This is a genomic window from Nonomuraea sp. NPDC050202 (genome assembly GCF_040656115.1).
Lineage (GTDB): Bacteria > Actinomycetota > Actinomycetes > Streptosporangiales > Streptosporangiaceae > Nonomuraea.
This window is the reverse complement of the sequence record NZ_JBFALF010000024.1, coordinates 79271-96168: the sequence shown is the minus strand read 5'-3', so window position 1 is coordinate 96168 and position 16898 is coordinate 79271. Positions and strand designations below refer to the sequence as shown.

At 64.9% G+C, this 16898-nt stretch carries 23 protein-coding genes; 16 read left to right on the top strand and 7 right to left on the bottom strand.

The features are described from left to right. The first annotated feature begins 7 nt into the window (after positions 1 to 7). Entirely contained in the window at positions 8 to 595 is a 588-nt protein-coding gene (locus tag AB0I79_RS42995; RefSeq protein ID WP_357886081.1) for a hypothetical protein, read from the top strand. A gap of 163 nt (positions 596 to 758) precedes the next feature. Here the strand turns inward: AB0I79_RS42995 and AB0I79_RS42990 are convergent, their stop codons facing one another. Both AB0I79_RS42990 and AB0I79_RS42985 read right to left on the bottom strand, forming a co-directional pair. Beyond that, the gene (locus AB0I79_RS42990; RefSeq protein ID WP_357886079.1) at positions 759 to 1694 is read right to left on the bottom strand and encodes a DUF5677 domain-containing protein; all 936 of its coding nucleotides are present in this window, start codon (positions 1692 to 1694) and stop codon (positions 759 to 761) included. Between the two features lie 983 nt (positions 1695 to 2677). Continuing rightward, the gene (locus AB0I79_RS42985; protein ID WP_357886077.1) at positions 2678 to 3412 is read right to left on the bottom strand and encodes a helix-turn-helix transcriptional regulator; all 735 of its coding nucleotides are present in this window, start codon (positions 3410 to 3412) and stop codon (positions 2678 to 2680) included. Positions 3413 to 3555: 143 nt separating this feature from the next. Between AB0I79_RS42985 and AB0I79_RS42980 the strand changes: the two genes are divergently transcribed. The 3 genes from AB0I79_RS42980 (at position 3556) to AB0I79_RS42970 (ending at position 4998) form a co-directional block, all read left to right on the top strand. Continuing rightward, complete coding sequence (locus AB0I79_RS42980) at positions 3556 to 3900, top strand: hypothetical protein (protein ID WP_357886075.1); 345 nt, start codon at positions 3556 to 3558, stop codon at positions 3898 to 3900. A gap of 12 nt (positions 3901 to 3912) precedes the next feature. Next, on the top strand, positions 3913 to 4365 hold the full coding sequence (locus AB0I79_RS42975; protein WP_357886073.1) for a GntR family transcriptional regulator: 453 nt from the start codon (positions 3913 to 3915) through the stop codon (positions 4363 to 4365). Between the two features lie 66 nt (positions 4366 to 4431). Beyond that, positions 4432 to 4998, top strand: a complete 567-nt coding sequence (locus AB0I79_RS42970) for an HD domain-containing protein (protein WP_357886071.1) — start codon at positions 4432 to 4434, stop codon at positions 4996 to 4998. Here the strand turns inward: AB0I79_RS42970 and AB0I79_RS42965 are convergent. Beyond that, the gene (locus AB0I79_RS42965) at positions 4966 to 5442 is read right to left on the bottom strand and encodes an NUDIX domain-containing protein (RefSeq protein WP_357886069.1); all 477 of its coding nucleotides are present in this window, start codon (positions 5440 to 5442) and stop codon (positions 4966 to 4968) included. The genes AB0I79_RS42970 and AB0I79_RS42965 overlap by 33 nt on opposite strands. A gap of 3 nt (positions 5443 to 5445) precedes the next feature. Continuing rightward, positions 5446 to 6186 (bottom strand): XRE family transcriptional regulator, encoded by a 741-nt coding sequence (locus AB0I79_RS42960; protein ID WP_357886067.1) that lies wholly within the window; start codon positions 6184 to 6186, stop codon positions 5446 to 5448. 151 nt (positions 6187 to 6337) lie between these two features. Between AB0I79_RS42960 and AB0I79_RS42955 the strand changes: the two genes are divergently transcribed. Then, complete coding sequence (locus AB0I79_RS42955) at positions 6338 to 6544, top strand: hypothetical protein (RefSeq protein WP_357886065.1); 207 nt, start codon at positions 6338 to 6340, stop codon at positions 6542 to 6544. Then, the gene (locus tag AB0I79_RS42950; protein WP_357886063.1) at positions 6541 to 6732 is read left to right on the top strand and encodes a hypothetical protein; all 192 of its coding nucleotides are present in this window, start codon (positions 6541 to 6543) and stop codon (positions 6730 to 6732) included. The genes AB0I79_RS42955 and AB0I79_RS42950 overlap by 4 nt, the downstream gene beginning before the upstream one ends. Here the strand turns inward: AB0I79_RS42950 and AB0I79_RS42945 are convergent. Next, the gene (locus tag AB0I79_RS42945) at positions 6692 to 7057 is read right to left on the bottom strand and encodes a winged helix-turn-helix domain-containing protein (RefSeq protein ID WP_357886061.1); all 366 of its coding nucleotides are present in this window, start codon (positions 7055 to 7057) and stop codon (positions 6692 to 6694) included. The two genes, AB0I79_RS42950 and AB0I79_RS42945, sit on opposite strands and share 41 nt — an antisense overlap. A gap of 109 nt (positions 7058 to 7166) precedes the next feature. Here AB0I79_RS42945 and AB0I79_RS42940 point away from each other — a divergent pair, with 109 nt between their 5' ends. From AB0I79_RS42940 to AB0I79_RS42905, 8 genes are all read left to right on the top strand, one after another. Continuing rightward, complete coding sequence (locus AB0I79_RS42940; RefSeq protein ID WP_357886059.1) at positions 7167 to 7496, top strand: hypothetical protein; 330 nt, start codon at positions 7167 to 7169, stop codon at positions 7494 to 7496. Beyond that, complete coding sequence (locus tag AB0I79_RS42935) at positions 7489 to 8808, top strand: FtsK/SpoIIIE domain-containing protein (RefSeq protein ID WP_357886057.1); 1320 nt, start codon at positions 7489 to 7491, stop codon at positions 8806 to 8808. The genes AB0I79_RS42940 and AB0I79_RS42935 overlap by 8 nt, the downstream gene beginning before the upstream one ends. A gap of 19 nt (positions 8809 to 8827) precedes the next feature. Then, complete coding sequence (locus AB0I79_RS42930; protein WP_357886055.1) at positions 8828 to 9490, top strand: DUF2637 domain-containing protein; 663 nt, start codon at positions 8828 to 8830, stop codon at positions 9488 to 9490. A 20-nt stretch (positions 9491 to 9510) separates the two neighbouring features. Beyond that, positions 9511 to 9852 (top strand): hypothetical protein, encoded by a 342-nt coding sequence (locus AB0I79_RS42925; RefSeq protein ID WP_357886053.1) that lies wholly within the window; start codon positions 9511 to 9513, stop codon positions 9850 to 9852. A gap of 18 nt (positions 9853 to 9870) precedes the next feature. Then, positions 9871 to 10032, top strand: a complete 162-nt coding sequence (locus tag AB0I79_RS42920; protein WP_357886051.1) for a hypothetical protein — start codon at positions 9871 to 9873, stop codon at positions 10030 to 10032. 216 nt (positions 10033 to 10248) lie between these two features. Further along, entirely contained in the window at positions 10249 to 11631 is a 1383-nt protein-coding gene (locus AB0I79_RS42915; RefSeq protein ID WP_357886049.1) for a replication initiator, read from the top strand. After that, positions 11628 to 11819 (top strand): helix-turn-helix domain-containing protein, encoded by a 192-nt coding sequence (locus tag AB0I79_RS42910; RefSeq protein ID WP_357886047.1) that lies wholly within the window; start codon positions 11628 to 11630, stop codon positions 11817 to 11819. Before AB0I79_RS42915 ends, AB0I79_RS42910 begins: the two co-directional genes overlap by 4 nt. Next, positions 11816 to 13180, top strand: a complete 1365-nt coding sequence (locus tag AB0I79_RS42905) for a tyrosine-type recombinase/integrase (RefSeq protein WP_357886046.1) — start codon at positions 11816 to 11818, stop codon at positions 13178 to 13180. Before AB0I79_RS42910 ends, AB0I79_RS42905 begins: the two co-directional genes overlap by 4 nt. 228 nt (positions 13181 to 13408) lie before the next feature. On the opposite strand, the gene AB0I79_RS42900 is transcribed toward AB0I79_RS42905, so the two are convergent. Continuing rightward, the gene (locus tag AB0I79_RS42900; protein WP_357886044.1) at positions 13409 to 13726 is read right to left on the bottom strand and encodes a hypothetical protein; all 318 of its coding nucleotides are present in this window, start codon (positions 13724 to 13726) and stop codon (positions 13409 to 13411) included. 494 nt (positions 13727 to 14220) lie between these two features. On the opposite strand from AB0I79_RS42900, the gene AB0I79_RS42895 reads away from it, so the two are divergent. Then, complete coding sequence (locus tag AB0I79_RS42895; RefSeq protein WP_357886043.1) at positions 14221 to 15993, top strand: hypothetical protein; 1773 nt, start codon at positions 14221 to 14223, stop codon at positions 15991 to 15993. Positions 15994 to 15995: 2 nt separating this feature from the next. After that, the gene (locus AB0I79_RS42890; protein WP_357886041.1) at positions 15996 to 16286 is read left to right on the top strand and encodes a hypothetical protein; all 291 of its coding nucleotides are present in this window, start codon (positions 15996 to 15998) and stop codon (positions 16284 to 16286) included. Between the two features lie 14 nt (positions 16287 to 16300). Here AB0I79_RS42890 and AB0I79_RS42885 read toward each other — a convergent pair whose 3' ends face one another. Then, complete coding sequence (locus AB0I79_RS42885; RefSeq protein WP_357886039.1) at positions 16301 to 16798, bottom strand: hypothetical protein; 498 nt, start codon at positions 16796 to 16798, stop codon at positions 16301 to 16303. Positions 16799 to 16898: the final 100 nt, after the last annotated feature.

The window sequence follows — 16898 nt, the reverse complement described above, 5'->3', positions numbered from 1 at the left end:
TCAGCCCGTGTCGTACGCGACGGTGAAAAGCTGGCTGCCGCGCGGTGCCGAGGAGCAGTGGCGCACGTCCTTGGCGCAGACGTGCGTCCCGTTCGCACTCGGTGATATCCGGGCCGACTCCGGCCTGAAGGGCAAGCGGTTCGCCGTCATCGCCGACCCCGGGGTGAACTCGAAGAAGCAGTTCATAGAGTCGCAGGACTTCCAGTCCGCCGTCACCGAGGCCGTCGCCGACAACCAGACGGCGCACAACACCATGGCTGACTACTTCTTCTCTGACGGGCCTGCAATCAAGGGGGATCATCGTGGCGCTCGCCGACGCGTTCTACGAGCCCGCGATCGACAAGGGATAGGTCGGCCTTGGCTGCTCATGGGTGTCCGAACACTTCATTACGAGTCAAGCGGAGAGCCGAGGTCGCAGGCCGGCGCTGCTGGTCAACCATGCGACGCTGTACAGGACGATATCAGGCTGTGTAAGGCGGCGTTGCTGTACTTCCCTGCTGTACAGCAGACCACAGCAACCCGCGTGTCCGATGGCAAGCCGACCCGGAGCGCAGGGCCGCCAGGCCCGAGCACCGGAAGCGGCGCGGCAGCCTGACCTGTTACTTTTCGGACTTAGCGATCAGGCTGTTCCTGGCTGACAACCTCTCAGCGGATGGTCGCTCGCAGTGCCCTCTGTGCACTGGGCGCAGCCCTAAAAGAGGGCTCGCTGACGTCACATAAATGAGTATATTCAGTAGCCTTATAGCGTCGACTGGGGCCTATCTCTGCGTCCATTTCAATTCATCACGAGTGATAACTGGAGGCGCCGAGTGCTCCAGCGCCGGAATGATGACAAGGGCTAGCCAGGTACTGTACCTATCGCTATCTAGCTGGTCTAATATGTCGCCAAAGAAGGTTTCGACTGCGGCTAGGTGTGAGCTTAAAAGCCATATACCCCAAGTGATCGCGAATCTGCTGTGATACTGGTCGAAGTTGTGATTGCTTATAGTCATCTCATCGGATGAGCCCCATACCATTCGCAACATATGATGCAGACTTGAGTGTGCTGCTGCAGACGTTGCATGGTAGAAGAAGTTGTAAGTAGCGAGGGATCCTGTTGCTTCAGCCATCGCCTTAATGGTTGGCTGATCATTTCTTCCCCAACCAGACGACTCCCCTAGGGCTTTCAGTGCCTGCTGGGCTTCTCTTAATTTTTCCTCGAAAAATTCTATCCGTCGAGCATCCGTCGAACGTCCGGACCGATTGAATTGCTGTCTAGCCGAAGGGAAGAACCGCTCTTGAGCAATCAAACCGCGAGCCAGCTCAACTTCCGCCTTTTTCTGAATAAATAGGTCCGCGACTGGTGTATCTAGCGATTTGAGCCATTCGGCGAATATAAGGTCTTCGCACATGGGTCGAAGCAGAACTTGGGCTGAGTAGGGATGCCCTGCCTTAACGAGCGACAAGATGGATGTAAACGACTCTATCTGTCGTACCCCAACGCAGCGCAATATCAGCTCAAGGCCTATGGTAGGGGCAGCAACTGAGTCTCCTAAGCCCTTGAGTCCTGGGGCAATTAGCTCAAGGATCCGTTCGGCCGCCGTTAGTAGTATTCGGTCAGTGTCGCCAGCCTCCAGGAGAACACCCACCTCTTCGAGTGTTGCTCTTAAGTGATTGTCTTCGTTGTTGTGCGATTTATCAGATTGAAGCGTCATACCCCTGATCATGCTCGCCCGGCTCGTCCTTCGCAACGTTGGCAGAGCTGACACGTAGGGCCGATTGGGCGTCAGTCAGATTCTGCGCGTGGGCTGTGCTGGCCGCGACCGGCCGGAGAGCCGCAGCGCGGCCAGCGACCGCCCCACGCGCGGCAGGCCGCCGCAGGCGGGCTGCCCTTGATGGCGTACAGATAAGTTGCTTTCTGATCATGGTGCCTTGATCATGGTGCCTTGATGATCTTGATGCTGACTGCTCGACTCTGAGCGGAGAACCTTCAGCCACCTCGGCCGTTAAACCAGGCATGGGCAGACTCGTCCTGGTCGCATCGGTGCTCCTGCTTATGGGGACCGTCGGCGGGAGCGCCGATACAGCCGTCGCCACGTACCAACCCATCCGCATCACTCCCACATACTCGATCGAGAAGCTCACCGAGCGCCTGCGTGCTTACGAGTCGGGAGACAGGTCACGGCGTCATAGGGCTTACAGCATCTTCAGGCTGTGCACGGGCCTCCAGGGTTCGTCGGCCGAACCTCGGGGTTTGCCGGTCCATGCCGTTCGGCTCGCCACCGACCCGCCGCTGGACGTTCGTTTCATCCGGGCTCCTGACCCGGCAACCGCGCGTGATCTGAGCGATGCCGCCACGCAGGTCGCCCAAGGCTGCGCGGGCCCGCCGGCCGAAGAACTGGGCGCCGTCATACATGGGGAGGTGAGCGTTGCACCGTTCCGCCATGGCGGCTGGTCCGGAGTCCAGGTCGTGTCCAACGTACGTGCGAAGCGGCCGACCGCACTCCTGTACAAACCGATAACGACAGGGCGAGTCGCGGTGAGCCGTGGTGTCTGGGTCGTCGATCTCGCGTGGGAGGTGCGGGGGAGCTTCGGATTTGCTCCACGCGATTGGACGACCCGGGGGCTACGCGTTGCCGAATGGGCCTTGTCCCTCGCCGGTTGAGACGGCCGCTTCGCCCGGGTGGATAGTCATCGATCAGTTCTGTTGAGTGCACCGCTGAGCACTGGCCCATACATGCTCGAAGCTGGCCAGGTAGGTTGCTGCAGCTGCCTCCTGCTCGATGGCACGAAGATGGATGACGGGGGCCTCAGCAGCTGGCGTGCCGTAGGCGTGACTATTGACGAGTAGCTCGGTATCGGCGCGATAGATCGAGTTGTAGAGCACCGTTTGGTGGAGGCGGGTCTCTGCGTTCTCGATGCCGACAAGCGGCTGGTACAGAGCAAGCGCGTTTCGGACCCGGGCGGCCATGACATCAGCGCCGATGGCCTCGTCGACTCCGCGCGCGGCCACGGAAGGGGCGTCAGGATCGCCGAGCAGGACACGTACCCGTACGCCTGCTTCGGCCTTCTTCACCAGAAGCCGGATGAGGCCGGTGTCCTCGGCGAGGAAGAGACCGCTGTAGGCAAGGATGCCGATCTCGCTGGTGGCCGCTTGGAACAGCTGTCGCCATGTGGCTCGTGGGACGGCCCAGCGGTGTGGGTAGATGGCCTGGACTTCGTCGGTGAGAGCGCGTTGCTGCTGGGTGACCTCAGGCCAGAGCTCGGCTTCCTCGGTTTTGAGAAGGTCGGCGATGGCCCAGCGATGGCGAGGGTAGGGGATGCGGCCCCTGAGCCAGCGGTGCACAGTCTTGGGATCAACGCCGAGGTGGGCGGCGACGTCCGCGGGCTGGAGGCGGGCGTTAATGAGGGCGTGGCGAAGGGTCTCGTTCATGCGCACCTCTCGCGTGACCAGGCGTTCTGCCTGGACGTTAACACGAGACGTCCCTAGACGTCCCTGAGTTGCGGTGTAGAGGTTCCGCTACGCGAGCGAATCTCGACCTACACACTCCGTGACAGCGAAGGGATGGCTCGGTCATGGCGAGCACGAACGAACGACAGTACGCCTACGCGCAGCGAGCGCTCACCGCGCTGGGGGATGAGCTTACGAAGCGGGACGTCCCTGCAGTGCTCGTCGTGGCCGAGGACGGTCGGCCCGGCCTGGATGTAACCGACAGTCGGCTTCGGGTTCGTCGGGTCTTCGTCCACGCTGGCTTCTGCTGGTTCTACTGGGGCGACCTGAGCGACGAGCGGGTCACTTGCCTGCGCCTAGGCGCGGCCGTCGAGCGGATCGCGCAGGCGGCACGGGACGGTTGGCGCGAAGGTGAACAAGGCGAGCTCCGCATCAACCTGCACCGGATCGCCGACGCCTACCGGGTCTGAAGCACTCCGACGGTGAACAGATGGCTGACCGGTTGGCGGATCTTTACCCAGATCGAGGACCGGCTTCGAGAACGGATCAAGATGAGCATGTACCCGGCGGGTTCGATGCTGCCGTCTGAGGCGGCGCTGTGCGCGGAATTCGGAGTCGCGCGCAACACGGTGCGGCGAGCGCTGGCCGTGCTGGAGAACGAGGGACTGATCCTGACCATCCCCGCGAAGGGCCGGCTGGTCCTCGGTGGCGACGAACCGAAGGACGAGCCATACCTGTACCAGGCCATCGCCCGCGAGCTGCGAGGCGAGATCGAGCGCGGCGAACTGCAGCCTGGGACCACGCTGCCCAGTGAGGCGCAGTTGCGGCGACAGCATGGCGTCTCGCGGAGCACTGTCCGGCAGGCGCTTGCGGTGCTGGAGCAGGAAGGGCTGATCGTGTCGGAGCACGGGCGGGGACGGTTCGTGCGGCGGTGAGACGTCCTGGGACGTCCCGGCGGATGCTCTGGATCGAATCCGGCATCATGTGCCTATCGTGGGCATGTGGGACAAGCTGAATGGGCTCATGACCTCGCCAAAGGCCTGCTGGAGACGACGTTGCCGCGGCGCTGGGCGCACACCCAGGGGGTAGCCGCTCGCGCCGTGTCGCTGGCGCCCATCCTTGGCGACGAGGCCGACACCCTGACCGCCGCCGCCTACCTGCATGACATCGGATACGCCCCCGATCTGGTGTCGACCGGCTTCCATCCCCTCGACGGTGCCCGCTACCTCCGTGATGTCCACCAGGCCGACGACACGCTGTGCCGCCTGGTCGCACATCACTCCTGCGCGGTGAACGAGGCTCTTGAACGGTCCTTGTTCATAGAGCTGACGCGGGAGTTCGACGAGGAGCGGCCGGAGCTGGTCCAGGCGCTCACCTACTGCGATATGACCACCGGCCCGGACGGACGGCATCTCGACGTCACCGAACGCCTAGCTGAGATCCATTCCCGCTACGGCGCGGATCACCTGGTCAGCCGATCCATCACCGCTTCGACGCCGTGCATCCTGTCTGCTGTACGGGCGGTGGAGGCGGCGCTAGCCGATGTACGGCAGGGCGGTGCCGGCTAGGTAGTGCTCGATGCGCATTCGCATTGAGCGGTCCATCTCCAGCTCGGTGACCTGCTCGCGGGGCATCCAGCGGACCTCGCGGGACTCGTCGCTCGGCGTCGGCTCCCCGCTGATTGCCCGGGCGGTCAGGACGATTGAGAACTCCTGGCGGGCCTCGCCGTTGGAGGTGTAGAGGATGACGTGCCGGGGGTCGCTGTAGGTGCCGACCAAGCCGGTGATCTCGCAGACGATGCCGCTCTCTTCGTGCGTTTCCCTGATGGCGGCCTGTGGGATGGATTCGCCGAGGTCGATCGCCCCGCCGGGTACGGCCCAGTTGCCGTTGTCGCTGCGGCGGATCATCAGGATCTCGTCTGCGGCGTTGGTGACGATGACGTTCACGGACGGGACCAGGCTGTTGGGCGCCGGGGCGTCGGGGTCGTCGTAGTAGTCGATCCGCTTGGCCATGGCTCAGGACCCTATCTGTCGTGCGCCGTCCCAGACGCGCTCGAAGCTCTCGGCGTAGGTGGCGACCATGTCGCCGCCTAGGACTTTGCGTAGGTGCAGGACTGGAGCGTTCCCGGCCGGGACGCCGTAGACGTGGGTGTTGATGAGGAACTGATCGTCGGCGCGATAGATCGAGTTGTACAGGACCGTGGCGTGTAGCCGGAACTCGATGTTCTCGTGTCCCTGCAGGGGCCGGTACAGGACGAGGACGTTGCGGATCTTGGCGGCCATGCCGTCGTCGATACCCTCGTCCTTGCCCCGCTGTGCCACCTCGGCGCAGTCCGGATCGCCGAGCAGGATGCGCACCCGTACCCCGGCGTCGGCCTTCTCGCCGAACATGCGCACCAGACCTGTGTCATCAGCGAGGAACAACCCGCTGTAGACGAGCACGCCGATCTCCTCGGACGCGCTCGCGAACAGACGTCCCCACACGTCCCGGGGAACGGCCCAGCGGTGCGGGTAGACGGTGACGATTTCCGACTCTGAGGCTGAGGCCACTTGTTCGCGGGTCAGGGCCTCCGGCCAGAGGTAGGTCTCCTCGGTATCGAGGTAGGAAGCCACCGCAAATCGGTGCTTCCGGTAGGGGGCGCGGCCCTTGGTGATCCATCGTTCGACCGTTTTGGGGTCAACTTGGATCGCGTTGGCCAGGTCGGTGATGCTCACGCCCTTCTGTAGGAGGGCGGCACGTAGCCGTTCGTTCGCCATCTCACCTGCTCCGGGGACGTCCGGGGACCTGGACATCGTAGGCCGGACGTCTTGAACATGTCCCGTCGTGTAGTGATCTCGTCCTAACTCTCCGTCGCATTCTCGGTGTCACACAGCAACACCGGAGCAACCGAAAGGAGAGGTGATCACTATGAATCACAACATCTACCCCGAGCCCGCCTGCGCGTGTGGAGCACTCCTCGACCAAGGACGAGAGCTCTGCCGCAAGTGCCGGGCCCGGGACCGCTGGCTCAAAAAGCAGACGGCCAAGCGTAAGAGCGGCAAGCGGCGCGGCGAGACCCGCCGTCCCCCGCGGGCTCCGCGCGGCCTGGCCGCGGCGGGGGTGATCTGGTCATGACCACGATCCCGCTGATCGTCGCCGGAGTCCTCGGCGTCACGCTGCTGGTGGGTTACACCATGGTCCTGATCGGCATCCGCCGGGAGGACAAGGCTCTGAGTCTGCGTCAGCGCCCGAACGGGGCGTCGGCGTCGTTGGCGCGGAAGGTTACCGGCTGCTACGTCCGGAAGGGCGTGTCGTGGACGTAGACAACTGCTCCTCGACACGCGCCAGGCGTTGGGACAGGTCGCGAACGGCGGAGCGCAGCTCGGTGACTTCGCTCGCGAGGTCGCCGGCGGGTGCGGCGTCGGTGTCTCGAACGAACACTCCCTTGCCCTGCTGGCCGATCACCAGGCCCTCGTTGCGCAGGATGCCGACGGCCATCTTCACCACCGACAGCGAAGCGTCGTACTGCTCAGCAAGTTGGGCGGTGGACGGCAGGGGAGTGCCGGGCGCGAGAGAGCCGCCGCGGATCTGCGCTCGGAGATCGTCGGCGATCTGGAGGTAGCCGGGCCGCCCGGTTTTCTCGACCATCGCAGTCCATCACACCACGAAACAACAACCAAGCCAACCGAGAGGACGTTGACAACTGGGCCAACTAGGTTAACTATGTTGGCTAGGACGAATAAGGAGGTCACTGCCCATGCGTTCCGTTCCGATCCCTGTGGATGTCAGCAAGCTCGCCATCACCTGCGTCAAAGCCCCGCGTCCGCGGGTGCTCAACCGCGACACCGGCGAGATCAAGACCGATAAGAACGGCAACACCGTCTTCGAGGTCACCGTCTCTGTAGAGGACGAGTTCGGCCGGATCGAGCTCGTCAAGATCGCCACCACCGGAGAGCCGCCCATCGGCGTCGGCGATCAGGTCAACCCGGTCGGCCTGCTCGGCTACGTCTGGGAGATCGCCGGCCGGTGGGGCATCAGCTACCGCGCCTCTGCCCTCCTGCCCGTGCGGGAGACCGCCGATGCGTGACGCGCTCGCCCTGCTCGCAGTCCTGGCCGCTGTCGCGGCCGGGCTGTGGGCCTGGCGTCGCTGGCACTACCCATCGTTCTGGCTGGTGATCGGATTCCCGATCATCGCTCTGTCCGTACGCGCGTCCTGGAGGCGGGTCGCCCTCGGCTGCGGCCTGACCAAGAAGCGGCAACGCTTCTGGTTCACCACCGTGCCGGGCCTGGTCGCCTCCACAGGCGTCGTGAAGGTCAAGCGCCGCTTCCAGCGCATCGCCGTGGACACCAAACCGTTCATGTGGCTGCCGCTGCCCACCCGGCACGGCTGGCGCATCACCCTGCACACCCTGGAAGGCCAGACACCCGGCGACTACGCCGACGCCGCCGAACAGCTGGCCCACTCCTGGGGCGTGCACGCCATCCGCGTCTCCTCGCCCAGGCCCGGGCGGGTGGTGCTGATGGCGACCATGCGCGACCCGCTGGTCAAGGTCGAGCACCTGCCCGCCTCGACGGAACTGCTCAAGGTCACCGTGGGACGGCTGGAGAACGGCAAGCCCTGGCTCATCGACTTCCGGACCGTGCCGCATTGGTTGAACGCGGGCGCAACGCAGTCCGGGAAGTCGAACCTCGCCAACGCATTGATCGTCGGGCTGGCTCCGCAACCCGTGGCCCTGGTCGGCTTTGACCTCAAAGGCGGAGTCGAGTTCACGCCCTACAGCCCGCGCCTGTCCGCGCTAGCCACCTCGCGCGCCGAGTCGGTCGCGCTGCTCGAGGACCTCGTCGCCCTGATGGTCGATCGGATGGGGGTATGCCGTCAGGCCGGTGCCCGCAACATCTGGCAACTCCCGCCCGGCATCCGTCCGGTCCCGATCGTGGTCCTGGTCGACGAGCTGGCCGAGCTGTACCTGATGGCCGACAAGAGCGAGAAGGACGAGATCGCCAAGACCTCGACCGCGCTGCTGCGGGTGGCGCAGCTCGGGCGGGCGTTCGGCATCTACCTGTTCTGCTGCGGCCAACGGATCGGCTCCGACCTCGGCCCCGGCGTCACCGCGCTCCGGGCGCAATGCTCCGGCCGGATCTGCCACCGGGTCAACGACCCGGAGACCGCCACCATGACCCTCGGCGACCTCGACCCGGCCGCCCTGGTCTCCGCCCGCGCCATTCCCGCAGAGACACCTGGCGTCGCCATCGTCGCCGGCCAGGACGGCCAGTGGTACCGCGCCCGCTCCTTCTACGTCACCGAGCAGGCCGCCGAACACGCCGCCCGTACCTACGCCGACCTCGCCCCGTCCTGGGACGAGATCACCAGCCACCTACCCGAAGCCGTTAACGCCTGAAGTCCGAAGGGAGGGGACGATGCGACGCTTGGCCTGCTGGCTGCTCGACACCGGCCCGGTTCTCGTCCTGGCCATCATCGCGGGCGCCGGATCGTTCACCCACATCCGCGACACCGCCGCCGAGCACGGCCAGACCGGCTGGATGTCCTGGGCCATCGCCGTCTGCATCGACCTGACCTGCGTCATGGCCGCCCGCGAACGCCAACGCGACAAGAAGACCGGCCGAGCACCACGCGGCCCGGTCTCCTGGCCCGTCCTGGTCCTGGTCGGAGGCATCGTCCTGTCCCTGGCCGCCAACCTCGCCCAAGCAGCCCCGACCGTCTGGGGCTGGATCAGCGCCGCCACCCCGGCGGGCGCCTTCCTGCTCGCCATCTCGATGCTCGAACGCCGCGCCGCTCACGCCCGTCCGCAACCAAGCGAGGTCCTGGAAGTCTCGTCCTCACCCGTCCTGGCACCGTCCGCCGTCCCGGAACTCGTCCCCACCGACGAGCAGGACGAGGACGACCGCCAGGGCGAGCAGGAGGACGGTCCCGCACCGGCACTCCTCGACTACGCCCGCCGTGTCGCCGACGAACACCAGGCCAAGCACGGCAAGCCCATCACCCGCGACGCCCTGCGCGCCCGCCTGGGCGTGTCCAACCAACTCGCCTCGGACCTGCTCCGCACCCTACGCACCGCCTGACCCAGAAAGGAGATCACCCGATGACCCACGACCGCCGCACTGACCTCATCAACGGCCTGCTCGACCTGGCCGCCTTCCTGGAGGCCCACCCCGAGGTGCCCGCATCCTCCCACGTCGTCGTCCACCACTTCCCGGAACACGACAACGACGCCGACATGTGCGCGGAGATCGATGAGATCGCGGCCCACGTCGGCTCCGGCATCGAGTTCGAGGACTCTTCGTACGGCCACTACACCACCTCGGTCTACTTCGGGCCGGTGGAGTACCGGGCCGTGGCCGTCCTGGCCGCCGCGCGGGCGCTCCACGCCGCCGAAAGAAGCTACTCCGGCTGCATCCAGCCCGACCCGCCACACGCCACCTGACCAGCAGGAGAAGCGACCATGCGCATTCGCCTCGACGGCACCCGCGCCGAAGTCATCGACGCGCTGTTCCGCCTACGCCTGAACTTCACCGTCACCGGTGTCTCACGGCTCTATCCGGACCGCGCCAAGCCCTCCCACTGGCGCATCTACCTGACCACGACACCGCGCCAAAGGAGGTGAACAGCCCTTGATCGACGTCATCCACTACCGTTGCTGCACCTGCAGCGGAACCGGCCTCGACAATGACCGCAACCGCTGCCGCGACTGCGAGGGCACCGGCATCGACAACCACGGCGCCTAGCGCGCAGCGCCCCCGGCCTGGCCGCACATCCGCCAAGACACACGCCAGGTCGGGGGCCATCCCCTCACCCGAACGAGTGAAAGGAGGCTTCCATCTTGCCTGCATGCACCACCAACCCGCACGTTCTCGCGGGTGTCATCGCCCGACTCAACGCACCGGACTACGACCGGTGGGCCGCTCAAATCCGGGCCACCGGCGGCTGTCGCCAGCCCATCCACCTGCGCGGCAAGGTCGAATACCACGACCGCGCCACGGGCCGGCTCCTGCACCGCTACACCACCCGCCACGAACCCGATGGGATCCTCCGCCTGCCCTGCAAGACCCGCCGCGCCTCCCGCTGCCCGGCCTGCGCGGAGATCTACCGCGCAGACACCTACCACCTCATCCGCGCGGGCCTCATCGGCGGCAAAGGCGTGCCCGAGACCGTCACCAGCCATCCCACGCTGTTCGTCACCCTCACGGCGCCCAGTTTTGGAACGGTCCACTCTCGCTGCGAGAAGAACGGCAAGGTCCTGCCCTGCCACGCCCGCCGCGACGCCGAAACCTGCCCACACGGGCGTGTCATGTCCTGCACGGCCAAGCATCGCCCCGATGATCCCCACCTGGGCGAACCGCTGTGCCCCGAGTGCTATGACTACACCGGCTCAGTCCTGTTCAACGCACTGGCCCCGCTGCTGTGGAAGCGCTTCGCCGACTCCCTACGCCGCCGCCTGGCCAAGCTCGGCGGCCTGACCCTCACGAACCTCCGCAAACACCTCACGGTCTCCTTCGCCAAGGTCGCCGAATACCAACGCCGCGGCGTCGTCCACTTCCACGCCGTCATCCGCCTCGACGGCCCCGGCGGTCCCACCGCGCCGCCACCGCCCTGGGCGACCACCGATGCCCTGACGCAAGTCGTCCGGTACGCGGCCAAGGCCGTCAGCGCCACCGTCCCTGCCTACGACGATCAGCCGGAACGCATCCTGCGCTGGGGCGACCAGCTCGACACCCGGCCCATCACCCTCGACGGCGATCTGACCGACCAGGCCGTTGCCGGCTACATCGCCAAGTATGCGACCAAAGCCGCCGAGTGTGTCGGCACCCTCGACCGCCGCATCAACCCCCTCGACAACCTCGACGCATTCAACCTCCGTGAACACCCAAAGCGCCTGATCGCCGAATGCCTCCGCCTCGGCGCCATCGGCGACCTGGCGGAGCTCCGCCTCGCCAACTGGGCACACATGCTCGGCTTCCGCGGCCACTTCTCCACCCGATCCCGCCGCTACTCCACCACCCTTGGCGAACTCCGCGCCGCCCGCGAGCAGCACGCTCGCGACGACGAGATCACCACAGGCCGCCTGCCCCTCTTCGACGAGGACACGATCCTCGTGATCAGCGAATGGACCTACGCAGGCAAGGGCTACAGCCTCGGAGACCAGATCATCGCCGCCGCGATCACGGGATCTCGCGTCCCGGACCTGGCGGGTGATGCCAAATGAGCCGCCGTGACGAGCTGCTGACCGTCCCGGAAGTTTGCGCCGAGCTGGGCGGGGTCTCCCGCCGTACCTTCTACCGCTGGCGCGAGCTCGGCCGTGCGCCGGTCTGCGTCCAACTGCCCAACCTCGAACTCCGGGTCTGGCGGAGCGACCTCATGGCCTGGCTCGACTCACGGCGGGAGGGGAAGTGAAGACCACCTACGACGTGAAGCTCGGCCAGATCCAGCAGCGCACCAATCGCGGCACACCCGCCTACATCGCGCGTTGGCGGGTCGCCGGCAAGCAAAAGTCGAAGAGCTTCCGGACCAAGGGGCTAGCCAACGCGTTCGTGTCCGACCTGCGGCAGGCGGCCAAAGCGGGGGAGGAGTTCGACGTCGCCAGCGGCCTGCCAGTGTCGATGCTCGCGCCTGCGACTTCCGGGCCGTCCTTCCTGGAGTTCGCCCAGGCGTACGTGCTTCGGCGCTGGAACACCTCGGCAGCCCGGACCCGCGAGACGGACGCGTATGCGTTTCTGACGCTGATCCCTGCCTTGGTGGCCGATACGCCGCGCCGGCCCGCCGCAGAGGAACTGCGCGAGGTCCTCAGGACTCACGTGCTCCTTCCAGAGAGCAGGCGCGCCGACCTCACTGCGGCACAGGCCGCGGCGTTGAGCTGGCTGGAGAGGGCATCCCTTCCGCTGTCGGCGCTGGGAGAGGCGCACGTCCTTCGGGCCGCGCTGGACGCCATTTCGGTCACCTTCGCCGGTGTTTCGGCGGGGGCGAACACGGTACGGCGCAAGCGCGCCATTCTGCATCACCTCCTGGAGCACGCGGTCGAGCACAAGGTGTTCAGCAGCAACCCGCTGGATGAGATCAAATGGTCGGCGCCCAAGGCCGTGACGGTCATCGATCCCCGCACGGTGGTCAACCCGGCCCAGGCACGCCGCCTGCTCGACGCCGTCCCCAAGGTGGGGCGCAAGCGTGGCGCGCGGCTCCAAGCGCTGTTCGCCTCCATCTATTACGCCGCCCTCCGGCCGGAGGAGGCAGCCGACCTGCGGCTGGGAAACTGCACGCTGCCAGAGACTGGCTGGGGCCTCATCGTCCTGGAGAAGGCCCGCCCCCAGGGGACGAAGCGCTGGACCAACTCTGGTGAAACCCATGAGTCGCGCAGCCTGAAGCACCGCGCGGACAAGGAGACGCGAGAGATTCCGATTCCGCCCGTCCTGGTCGGCATGCTCCGCGAGCACATCGCCACGTACGGCACCGCCAAGGACGGCAGGATCTTCGCCACGAGCACCGGCGGCTCCTACTCCAGTTCGGCGCACTCCTACGTCTGGCAGGAGGCCCGCAAGCTCGCGCTCACCCCCGAACAAATCGCCTCGTCGCTGGCCGCTCGTCCGTACGACCTGCGCCACGCTGCGGTCTCGCTCTGGTTGAACGCAGGTGTCCCAGCCCCAGAGGTCGCCAAACGCGCCGGTCACAGCGTCGACGTGCTCCTGCGGGTCTACGCCAAATGCATCGACGGTCAGCAAGAACAGATTAATAGCAAGATCAACAATGTCCTGGACGCATAGTCCGCGCTTATCCGCCTTCGGTCTCGGGTCCACCGGGGCCGATTCTCTTCCCGCGGCTCGCCATGCCGCGTCGTTCCTGCTAAACGCTGACCCGCTACGCCACGCTGACATGCACGCGCAGCGAGAGAGGAGGGCCATGCACGAAGACCATGACCACGCCGCTCCGTCGTCCAGAGAGCCCCGCCCGCTGCGGCGGCCACCGTATGGAATGCCGCTTCGGCCTCGGCTTCACACCGAGGCCGACTCCCTCTCTTGGCGAAAGTACTCAACCCCAGCCCCGCCAAACAGATCGATCACGCGAAACCGAGATCGCCTGACCCGGTCAGCGCTCATCGCGGGCTTCCTGGCCTGCGTAGGCTTCGGCATCTGGTCGAGTACGTGGGGCACCGACAGCGCCCTTCCTCGAATGAACCCCGCCACGATGCCGACGCCGCGGCTAAGCGGTGCTGAGCGGCCGACCGTGCTCGCCTCGCCCTTGCCGTCCACACTGGTGCCTCGCACGCCGCCACCCTCGGCGACGCCGAACTCAGGTACCAAGGCATCCAAGGGACACGCGATATCGTCCCGACGCCCTCATCGATCGGCGACCTCCGCTGCGCCGCGTAAGCGTCCCGAGAACGTCCCCGTTGCCCCGCGCAGGAAGACGCCGACTCGTGTTGATCGTGAGGAAGAACCCAGGCGTATCGATCGGGAAGACAGCAGCAAGAAGCAGTGGGCGCCGCTGATCGCCGCGAAGTGTGACGAACTGTTCCCACCGTCCCGTCCTGAGTTCCGCGTCCGTAACCGCGCATGCCACCTGCTTTACGGATAGCGCATCAACGGCAGGCCACGGAGAGGATCGGGAGACGACGAGCTGAGCTCCGGGCCACAGAGCAGGGGTTTCGCCGATTTTGCACCTAGACGGATCGCGATGCCGATTTTCGACCCTCCCCTACCAAGTGAGTGTAATTCCGGTTGCTTATAGAGGCGCATGGGGCATTTACCGGGATTGGCCAGTGTGCTTAACTCCTGCCTTGTAACCACACCCTCTGGGAGGGTTCATGGGGGAGTTCGTCGGGATCGACCCCAGCGGGGCAGAGCGGTTGATGCACCAGTTGACCACCGGCAAGAACGTGCTGGCCCAGACACGACCGGGACTCGAAGCGGCTATCGCAGAGGCAGGCGCATCGTGGACTGGTCAGCAAGGAGCGGCCGCCATGCATCGGTCCTGGGCGTTCTTCGATGACACGCAGCGCGATCTCAAATGGCGGATTGACACGCTCAAGCAGATGGTCCCGAGCTCGGGAAACGGTCTGTTGAGCGGAGTCTTGACGTTCAACAACGAAGCGGAAGCCGCCCGGCAAGGGAAGGCTGACGCCGCGCCTATTGCCGCGGCCCTCAAGAAGCATGACGTCGAGAACTCGGTGAAGAGTTGGCGTGAAGTGATGGCAGCCGTGGCGGTGACGAAGGGGAAGCTGAACGATCCCGCCTACGCAGCGTCCTTGCTGGCAGCCCTCGGGCCGGACAGATTCCGTGCGCTATTCATGCACTGGATGAAGGACAAGGGAACCGCGGCCATGAACAACGGACTCCCGCCTTCTGTCCTTCAGCAGGGGCGTGAGAGTCTGGGCCCGCTGGCCGAGGCCTACGCGAACGCCGAGCGTGCCGGACGGCTGGGCCAGGAGTGGAACAAGTTCATAGAGACGACCGATACTGGGATGCTGACAACGCTTGTCGCGATGTCCAAACCTTCGAGAAGGCTTCTCAACCAGGTCGCGCTTCGCGAACTACGCCGTCCGCTGTCCACAGATGGCCCGAACTGGAACCTCAATGTGCTGATGGAAGCCTATGAAGCGGACCCGGAGGCGCTGCAAACACTGCTGGCTGAGAACAAGGACGCTGCGGCTGGGCTGCTGCACCCCGGACGGTTCGGACGAACTGGCCTTCCCGACTTCGAGAAGCGGTTGGCCGGCGTGCTGGACAAGGCAATGAGACCAGACGCGGGTGATGATCGCGTACGTGAGCGAGCCTGGGTCAACATTATTAGTGGCGTAGGTGCCGATGGCACTCCCTGGCTTGGCGGCCAATGGGTCCACACCGCATTGGCTCCTCCCAACTATAAGGGCTCACCGATCAGCCAGGTGCTGGCTAAGAACGTGGTGCCCTACCTCGACAAGCTCGCGCGGGTAGACGCAAAGGAGTCTTCATCCAAACTTAAATCGCTGTATCCGCCGCCGCCGTGGGACAAGCTCGATGCTGCCACCGCATCGCGGTTCTTTGGTGCTGTGATGCAAGATAAGACGGCAGCAGACACCCTGTTTAAGGGCTGGCATGAATACACAATGAGGATGGACATCGGCCGATTCCATCCGTTCGACAGTGATGAAAAGATGCGCGCCGGATTCGTATATCGCAGCGCTCTGTCGGGTGGAGCGGCGAATCTGCTTTTGTGGGGTTCGACTCATGCGGAGTGGAGCGACGATGAGTATGCCGACTGGATCGCTGGTGTCATGCTAATGCACGTTGATTGGCTCTCCAACCGATACTCGGACATCGCCAACCCCTCAGCCGCGACCGGTCGAGATCGACTACAGGATGAGCTCAAAGACGGCCTGAAAGAGCAGATCACAGGCTACTTCGACGGAAAGACAACCGATACTGCAGAGAAGGTCACCAAAGATATCGTAGATAGCCAGGTGCGCTGGGTGACCGAATCGTTGGCGCGGTACAGGCAAAAACCGTTGACGGAGACGGACCTAGAGATGATCGACAAAGCGTTTCATGGAAGGCTATCCAAGGCGCTGACCGAGGCGCTGAAGCAGCGGGGAGGCTGAGCATGTCCTTCCCCGACTCGACCCAACTGCTCAGGCAGGCCATGGACAAGGAGACGCTCGCCACCACCCTTACGCGGTATGCCAAGAATCTGGAGGACGTCTTCGTCGGCACTCTGGCGAACCCTCAGACCGTTGATGCGTTCTGGAAAGGGCCCGCCGCAGGTCGGTTCAACACCCAGGCCGCACAGTTGCGGCGCGAGATCGAACTACTCCGAGAGAGTTGTACTTCTACTGCGGACCGCCTCCGAAAACAGGCCGATCTTCTTCGCAAGGAGGCGGCTCAGCTACCCTGACGGAACGTGGTGGGTCAGCGGTTGCGAGCGTAGCAACTGGTCTTGCCGACGATCATGATATTGGGCTTCTGGCCGTTGCGGACGGTCAAAGTAAAGGTCAGTCCCGTCTTGGGGTTGTGTACGACGGACACGCCCAGGTTCGCATCCCGAAGATCCCGGTCGTTCACGACCGAGTCGTAGCCCATGAACTCCAGCGCGCTCTCCATCAAGCCGGCGGAGTTGAACGGCATGTGCACGTCAGGCGGACCGGAGAGATCTCCCTGAGCCCGGAAGAATCGCTGCACGTGGCCAGCCACGCAGCCCGATTCCGTATCCTTGTCTGCTCGTTCCGTCACTGCCACTTTTCCGGAAGCGGCTACTTCGCGAGATGCCAGCAGTTTGTCGCCGTCCGCGATGAGCTGTTTCGTGGCCTCCTCCAAGGTCGGCTTGTCGGAGTCCCCCGTGCAACCCGTCACAACCGTGACAGAGACGAGCACCGCGGCGGCAGACAGTCGGCGAATATCTGGGCGCACGCCCCGGACATTACCTAACCCCTCCTCTCACGTACACCTCGTATGCCTGCTGGCACTGGATATGTTCATGCTGTCGTGAAGCTGAAGCATGCGGGTCGCT